This is a genomic window from Streptomyces sp. NPDC005799 (genome assembly GCF_040630525.1).
Taxonomy (GTDB): Bacteria; Actinomycetota; Actinomycetes; order Streptomycetales; family Streptomycetaceae; genus Streptomyces; species Streptomyces griseorubiginosus_B.
This window is the reverse complement of record NZ_JBEXXQ010000114.1, coordinates 1-6931: the sequence shown is the minus strand read 5'-3', so window position 1 is coordinate 6931 and position 6931 is coordinate 1. Positions and strand designations below refer to the sequence as shown.

Below are 6931 nucleotides of genomic sequence, written 5' to 3'. Positions count from 1 at the left end.
CGGCCTGCTGCGGAGCACCCCCGCGTCGGCGGGGAGGACCGGCCCAGGATGGACACCACCTCGGCCTGCTGCGGAGCACCCCCGCGTCGGCGGGGAGGACCAGCCCAGGATGGACACCACCTCGGCCTGCTGCGGAGCACCCCCGCGTCGGCGGGGAAGACGGGGTGTCGTTGGGCAGGCGGAAGTCGGTGCGCGAAGCACCCCCGCCTTGGCGGGGAGGACCGGGAGTATAAATCTAACGGGTCTGGCCCGTAGTCGGTGGTGACGGCCAGTAGCTATCAGTGCAGGAGGATGCGGTGGCGGAGGAGGCCGAATCCGGCGCGGCCGTGCATCTGTCTCGTGATCCGTTTCGTTCTGGTGTTGACGCCTTCGGTGCGGCCGTTGTGGTTGGGTAGGGTGAGGCTGGCGTCGACGGCTGAGCGGTCGAGTTCGAGGCCGTTGGCGAAGCTGTGCAGGTGGGGCAGCGCCGCGGCGCGGGTGGCGGTGCCCCACTCGGTGAGCTTCACATCGTTGCCCCGGGTCGGCGTGAGCAGGGCAGAGAAGTCGCGTACGAGGTTGGCAAGTTCGGTCATCTCCGGGCAGGCTGCGGTGATCTTCTCCAGCAGGGCGGTCTATTTCGGCCGCAGGTGGTCCGGGGCGGTAAGGAGGAGCTGCGCAGTGTGGGGTGGTGACGGGCCGGTCGCCGTCGACGCGGCCCTGGTTGAGGTACTTGTGCAGGCCGTTGAGGCTGCCGGTGTATCCGAGTTCCTTGATCTCGTGGAAGAGGTGGAGGACAGGGACGCCCGGCTCCTGAGTGCGGCGTCGGCGCAGGTGCTCGCGCCCGTCAACGAGAGTGGGCCGGTAGGCCGGTGCGATGCGCAGGCCGGTGGGCTCGGGCATGCGGGCGTAGCGCTTGACGGTGTTCAGCGCCAGGCCGAGGTGTCGGGAGCAGTCCAGCAGTCCAGCAGCCCGACGCCCTGGCCGAGCAGGGCGTGGATCTTGTTCCAGCGTTCACGGGTGGTCTGCTCGCGTACTCCGCCGGGCAGCGGCGGGTTGAGGGCCGCTGCCCAGCAGTCGGCGTGCGCGCGGTTTTCGAGCTGGACCTTGTCGCACAGGTTGCGCCACACGATACTGCCGGGTTGTTCGACGCGGGCCTCGAAGCACTTGCGTGGCCCGTGCGGCGTCTCGACGGTGGCCTTGTACTTGCGGGCCATCTTCGAGAACGACGAGCGGTGCTTGTTGGCCAGCGTCATCAGCATCGAGGCCGACATGGCCCAGTGCAGACGGGCGAGTCGAAAGACGTCGCCGGCCAGCAGGTAGTACTGAACGATGCCGCGGTACTCGGACCCGTAGGCGCTTATGATGACGTGATCGTCTTGATTCAGCAGTTCGGGCCGCTTCGCGGGTTGGGTGCGGATCCTTTCGAGGGATAGCTGAGCTGGGAAGACGCTGATTGACGTGTGGGCGGTGCGGTCGTACTTCTACCGTGGCGAGGTGGAGGTGGGGCGCGATGGTGTCGTTACCGGAAGAGCTCCAGGCGCGGGAGGCCGCGGCTCGGCAGCGGGTGGAAGAACTCCAGGTGGAGGCTGCGGAGTTGGCGGTCCGGCTGGAGAAGGCCCGGGAGGATCTGTCGCGGTGGGAGATCACGCGCGAGACCGTTCGCGCAGGTGCTGGCGGAGTTGTCGGCCGCGGAGGATGTGCTGGAGGCGCGCAATGTGCCGGTACCCCGGGAAGCGTCGGCGCCGCACGGCATCGGGGTGATGGTGGTGCCGCCGTGGCGGGAGGGTCTGCTCGCTGAAGTGCTGCCGGATGTGTACCGGGACATCGTGGAGATCGTCGCTGATGCTCCGGGTCCGTTGCAGGCCAAGCAGATCGTGCCGCAGATCGGGCTGGAGGCCACCACGGCGAAGATCGAGGGGACGAGGGCGAAGCTGAAGCGTCTGGTAGAGCGGGGCTGGCTGGCCGAGGGCACACCGGGCCGGTTCACCCTCGCCCGCCATGACGGGGATTCTGGCTGGGCCAACTCCCGGTGACCAAGGGGCTCTTCTTCGTAGCCCTTGGAATCCCTGCGGTGACGCCCGTTCCGGACGGAAAATGGGGATGTGGCCGCTGCCCGGTGACGTCGTATCGAATGTGATCTTCGAGGTCGTTTCGTAGCCGGACGCGGGAGCCAGCTGACGGGCGCTTCAGTGTTGCTTCGAGCACGAGGATCAGATTTCTTCATCTGCCCTATGGCTCCCCGGGCAGCGGTCCGCTTCCCGTGAGGAGGGGATGCACGGTGCTGACGGAGGTCCAGGACTACGAGGAGATCATCGAGCGGGTCGCGGCGCTGGACGTAGGGAAGGCCGAGTTGGTGTGCTGTGCGCGGGTGCCGGGGGAAGGAAATTCCGGGCGCCGACGGCAGGAGGTGCGGACCTTCTCCACGATGACTCGGTCTCTGCTCGAGATGGCTGATCACCTGCACTATCTGGGAGTTACCCGGGTGGTGATGGAATCGACCTCGGACTACTGGAAACCGGCGTTCTATGTGCTGGAGGCCGCCGGGTTCGACACCTGGCTGGTGAACGCGAAGGACGTCAAACACCTGCCGCGCCGGCCCAAGACCGACCGGCTCGATGCGGTCTGGCTGTGCAAGGTCGCCGAGCGCCAGATGCTGCGGCCCAGTTTCGTTCCGCCCGCCAAGTTCCGTCAGTTGCGGGACCTGACGCGCTATCGGGCGGACCTGGTGATGGCCCGCACTGCGGAGAAGAGCCGGGTGGAGAAGTTACTGGAGGATGCCCAGGTCAAGTTGAGCGTGGTGGCCACCGACATCTTTGGCATCTCGGGACGGCAGATGATGGCGGCACTGGTCGCTGGGGAACGTGACCCACGCGTCCTGGCGCTGATGGCGCGGGGGCGTCTACGGGGCAAAGCGGCAGCGCTGCAGGAGGCGTTCACGGGATTCTTCACCGACCACCACGCATTCTTGCTGCAGCGGATGCTGGCCCGGGTCGACATGATCGACGCCGATATCCAGGCGCTGGATGCCGAGATCGGGAAGCAGATCGAGCCGTTCGCCTCGGCGGTGGAACAGCTCGACGAGATCCCTGGCATCAATCCCGTCGCGGCCTGCGTGATCCTCGCCGAGATCGGTGTCGACATGAGCCGGTTCCCGACCAGCGGCCACCTGGTGTCCTGGGCCCGGTTCGCTCCCGGGGTGAAGGAATCCGCGGGCAAGAAGAAGGGCAAGTCCACCACCGGCCACGGCAATCGGTATCTGGCCCAGGTTCTGGGGGAACGCCGCCGTGGCGGCCGGCAAGACCAACACCTTCCTGGGCGAACGTTACCGGCGCATCGCCCGGCGCCGGGGACGCAAGAAGGCCGTCGTCGCGGTCGGCCGGTCCCTGCTGGTCGTCATTTGGCATCTGCTTGCCGATCCCGAGTCCCGGTTCCACGACCTGGGCGCCGACTACTACGACAGCCACCGGCATCAGCCCGACCGTGTCAAGCGCAACGCTGTCCGCCAACTCGAAGCCCTCGGTTACCGAGTCGTCGTCGAACCCGCTGCCTGAGCCCGCTGCCGGACGCCACCGCCGCCCCACAGAGCCGCACCCGCGGCAGGTGGGACGACGGCGTACGCCCTCTGGAGCTTTCATTTTCGGATCAGCCCCAGATGGAGCCCTATGACGCCTTATCCGAGCCTGATGGGTATGCCGCCTCCCGTGATGCCTTCGAACGCCTTGTCCGGGCGTTGGCCGGTGCCCCGGCCAACGGTATGGCCCATGACGAGCTGGAGGGGCTGCTCGAACAGCAAAGACGCGAGTTGCTGCGGCAGTTGATGCAGGATCACCTCGATACGCGGGCGAGGACGGAAGAAGCAGCGGCCCGGATCAGCGCGGGAGCGCTGGTGGTGCGCGGGCCGGAAGGACGGCCACGGACCTGGTGGGAGAGCAACCATCCCCGCTGGCTGACCTGCGTGTTCGGGCCGGTGCGGGTCACCAGGATCGCCTATCGTGGCCGGGGTGTGTCCAACGTGCACCCGGCGGACGAAGCGTTGTCGCTGCCTGCCGGCCGGCACTCCCGCGGCCTGGCCCGGCTCGCGGTCCTGGAAGCGGTCCGCGGCTCGTTCGACCAGGCCCAGGCCGCGATCGAGCGCCGGTGCGGAAGAGTACTTGGCAAGCGTCGCCTCGAAGAACTGGTGGTCGCGGCCGCCGTCGACATCGCCGCCTACTACACGGTGAAGATCCCCGCTCCGTGCACCCGCGAGATGCCGCTGGTCCTGCAGGTCGACGGCAAGGGCGTGGTGATGCGCCCCGAAGCCCTGCGCGAGGCCACCCGCCGGGCCGCGGCCAAGAGTGCGGCCGCCGGACGGCGCGGGCGGCTGGCTCCGGGAGAGAAACCCAACCGCAAGCGTATGGCGACGGTGGCCTGCGTCTTCGACACCGCGCCCGCCCCGCGCCGGCCGCACGACATCGTGCACCCGCCCGGCGGCCGCAGCGAGAACCGGCCGCCGAGGCCAGGCCCGAAAGCGGAGCGCACATGGTGCACCGCCTCGGTGATCCGTCCCCCGGAACGCGTCGTCGCCGACGCCTTCGACCAGGCCGAGGCCCGCGACCCGCGGCATCTGCGGGACTGGATCGTGCTCGTCGACGGCGCCCGCCACCAACTCGACCTGATCCAGGACGAAGCCTCCCAACGCCGCATCCGCCTCAACGTCTTGCTCGACTTCGTGCACGTTGCCGAGTACTGCTGGACGGCAGCCCACGCCTTCCACCCGGTCGGCAGCCGCGAGGCCGAGACCTGGGCCGCGGACAAACTCACCGCGATCCTCGCCGGACACGCCGAGCGCGCCGCCGCCGAGATGACCGTCCAAGCCGCAGCCGAACAGCTTCCCGCCACCCGTCGCCAGGCCGTCACCACCTGCCACCGCTACCTCACCGGCCACCACGGCCAGCTCCACTACGACACCGCTATCGCGGCTGGCTGGCCGATCGCCACCGGCGCCGTCGAGGGCGCCTGCCGCCACCTGATCGCCGACCGCCTCGACATCACCGGCGCCCGCTGGGGCCTCGACAGGGCCGAAGCCATCCTCCAACTCCGCGCACTGATCACGAACGGCGACTTCGAGGACTACTGGATCTTCCACACGGCCCGCGAGCATCAACGCCTCTACCCCAGCCCCGGCCAGCAGAACTACAGCCTCACTGCTTGATCCCGACCATCACTTCAGAGGAGCCGCACCCATAGGCGATCCAGGTCACCTGCACCGGCCCGAACACGCAGGTCAGCCAGCGGGGATGGTTGCTCTCCCACCAGGTCCGTGGCCGTCCTTCCGGCCCGCGCACCACCAGCGCTCCCGCGCTGATCCGGGCCGCTGCTTCTTCCGTCCTCGCCCGCGTATCGAGGTGATCCTGCATCAACTGCCGCAGCAACTCGCGTCCTTGCTGTTCGAGCAGCCCCTCCAGCTCGTCATGGGCCATACCGTTGGCCGGGGCACCGGCCAACGCCCGGACAAGGCGTTCGAAGGCATCACGGGAGGCGGCATACCCATCAGGCTCGGATAAGGCGTCATAGGGCTCCATCTGGGGCTCTTCTTCGGCTCTTCTTGCGATTCGTTTGGTTGGCACCTTCGAATCAGCGAAGAGAAGAAGAGCCCCTTGATCACCGAGAGTTGCCCCGGTCGGCGACCCGTCATGCCGGGCGAGAGTGAACCGGCCCGGTGTGCCCTCGGCCAGCCAGCCCCGCTCCACCAGACGCTTCAGCTTCGCCCTCGTCCCCTCGATCTTCGCCGTGGTGGCCTCCAGCCCGATCTGCGGCACGATCTGCTTGGCCTGCAACGGACCCGGAGCATCAGCGACGATCTCCACGATGTCCCGGTACACATCCGGCAGCACTTCAGCGAGCAGACCCTCCCGCCACGGCGGCACCACCATCACCCCGATGCCGTGAGGCGCTGGCACTTCCCGGGGTACCGGCACATTGCGCGCCTCCAGCACATCCTCCAGAAGCTCCGAATTGCGCGGAACACGGGTGCGTGGATCGCTTCGGTGATCATCATGCCGACCGAGTAGGACAGCCATCGGCCCGCTTCGCGAGCCAGGACACGAAGTCGTGGGTACCGCCGGCGCAGTCCGTGCGGATCAGCGTCTGCCGTCCTCGTCGGTAGCGCTTGGGCAGTTGGGAGGGCGAGTTGGGCGGTGGTGATGTGGTCGGCTGCCGTGTTGGAGCCCGCGTTTCCCGGCCTGAGGAGGGCGGCGACGGGCTCACCGGTTCCGCCCGGGTCCGTGGTCGACGAAGGCCGTCAGCGGGTGATGGCCATAGGTCTTCTTCCAGGTCGCGGCCGCGTCCTGCTTGTTGGAGTGGGCGATCACGCGGCCAGGGTGTCGATCAGGCGGGAGACCCGTGGTCGCGGACATGCTCGGACGGCGCTTCCCCCAGGTCAGGCTCCTGGTCGAGGAGTGCCACGACCTCATCCTGCGCCTGATCGAGAAGCAGGGCGCTGTTCACCTACTGTTCGCTGAACTTTCCAGCTCCCAGGCGTCATTGCAGGATCTTTGACCCTGTCGGATTGAGTCGCGCCTGTGTGATGCTGCACGCCCCACATGGGGAGCACTAAGGCGTATATCGAAAGTGGATCTTGGTCGCGAGGTGATTTTGGTTCGTGGCGGGTGGAGATCTGACAGATGAACAATGGACTGCACTGGAACTGCTGTTGCCGAGAGGCAAGAAGTCCGGCCGGCCGCCGGTATGGAGTCGGCGACACCTGATCGACGGCATACGGTTCCGGGTCCACACCGGGGTGTCCCCTGAAGGGACGTGCCCGCCGAGTACGGGCCGCGGACTCGAGTGTATGACCTGTTCCGCCGCTGGCAGCGGATCCTGGAAGGGGGCTCATGAACAGTCTCGACTGGGCCGTGCTCATCGGCTACTTCGGCGTGATGGTGGCGATCGGCGTCTGGTCGCACAAGCAGGT

Annotated in this window: 4 protein-coding genes and 5 pseudogenes; 5 read left to right on the top strand and 4 right to left on the bottom strand. The window is 67.6% G+C overall.

The window, feature by feature from the left end; genetic code table 11:
- Positions 1 to 278 precede the first annotated feature (278 nt).
- Both ABZ453_RS49300 and ABZ453_RS49295 read right to left on the bottom strand, forming a co-directional pair.
- Positions 279 to 1106: pseudogene (locus tag ABZ453_RS49300) on the bottom strand (transposase); the annotation flags it as partial.
- A gap of 6 nt (positions 1107 to 1112) precedes the next feature.
- Positions 1113 to 1388 (bottom strand): annotated as a pseudogene (locus tag ABZ453_RS49295) (group II intron reverse transcriptase/maturase); the annotation flags it as partial.
- Positions 1389 to 1646: 258 nt separating this feature from the next.
- Between ABZ453_RS49295 and ABZ453_RS49290 the strand changes: the two are divergent.
- The 3 genes and pseudogenes from ABZ453_RS49290 to ABZ453_RS49280 all read left to right on the top strand — a co-directional run bounded on the left by ABZ453_RS49290 (position 1647) and on the right by ABZ453_RS49280 (position 5170).
- Complete coding sequence (locus tag ABZ453_RS49290; RefSeq protein WP_359026369.1) at positions 1647 to 2012, top strand: hypothetical protein; 366 nt, start codon at positions 1647 to 1649, stop codon at positions 2010 to 2012.
- A 227-nt stretch (positions 2013 to 2239) separates the two neighbouring features.
- A pseudogene (locus ABZ453_RS49285) lies at positions 2240 to 3190 on the top strand (IS110 family transposase); the annotation flags it as partial.
- Between the two features lie 441 nt (positions 3191 to 3631).
- Positions 3632 to 5170 (top strand): ISKra4 family transposase, encoded by a 1539-nt coding sequence (locus ABZ453_RS49280; protein ID WP_359026377.1) that lies wholly within the window; start codon positions 3632 to 3634, stop codon positions 5168 to 5170.
- A gap of 10 nt (positions 5171 to 5180) precedes the next feature.
- Here ABZ453_RS49280 and ABZ453_RS49275 read toward each other — a convergent pair.
- Together ABZ453_RS49275 and ABZ453_RS49270 are read right to left on the bottom strand one after the other, a co-directional pair.
- A pseudogene (locus ABZ453_RS49275) lies at positions 5181 to 5540 on the bottom strand (ISKra4 family transposase); the annotation flags it as partial.
- 464 nt (positions 5541 to 6004) lie between these two features.
- Positions 6005 to 6329 (bottom strand): annotated as a pseudogene (locus ABZ453_RS49270) (transposase); the annotation flags it as partial.
- 31 nt (positions 6330 to 6360) lie between these two features.
- Between ABZ453_RS49270 and ABZ453_RS49265 the strand changes: the two are divergent.
- Positions 6361 to 6516 (top strand): hypothetical protein, encoded by a 156-nt coding sequence (locus tag ABZ453_RS49265; RefSeq protein WP_359026367.1) that lies wholly within the window; start codon positions 6361 to 6363, stop codon positions 6514 to 6516.
- A gap of 103 nt (positions 6517 to 6619) precedes the next feature.
- Positions 6620 to 6931, top strand: a 312-nt coding sequence (locus ABZ453_RS49260; RefSeq protein WP_359026365.1) for a transposase, incomplete at its 3' end; no start/stop codon positions are given.